Annotated in this window: 1 protein-coding gene; it reads left to right on the forward strand. The window is 62.3% G+C overall.

Annotated features, from left to right (window positions below):
* A partial coding sequence (locus tag BK665_RS33380) for a DUF2058 family protein (RefSeq protein WP_123410650.1) occupies window positions 1-300 on the forward strand: 300 nt, incomplete at both ends.

Here is a 300-nt window from a genome sequence, read left to right on the forward strand (position 1 = left end):
CAGATCGAACAGGACGACACCCAGCAGCGCCTGGCCAAGGAAGCGCTGGCCGCGAAGGTCAAGCGTGCCCAGGCGCTGAATCGCCAGCAGCAGGAAAAGGTCGAGGCCAAGGCGCGTGCCGCGCAGGTCAAGCAATTGATCGAAGTCTCGCGCCTGCACAAGTTGACCACCGAGGACTACTACAACTTCGTGGCCGACAAGAAGGTCAAGCGCATCTCGGTCAACCCGCTGATGCGCAACCAGCCCAGCAATGGCTTCCTGGCGATCGTGCACCACGGCGGCGGTTACGAAGTGATCCCC

Origin of the sequence: Pseudomonas frederiksbergensis (assembly GCF_003732665.1) — a bacterium.
Lineage (GTDB): Bacteria > Pseudomonadota > Gammaproteobacteria > Pseudomonadales > Pseudomonadaceae > Aquipseudomonas > Aquipseudomonas frederiksbergensis_G.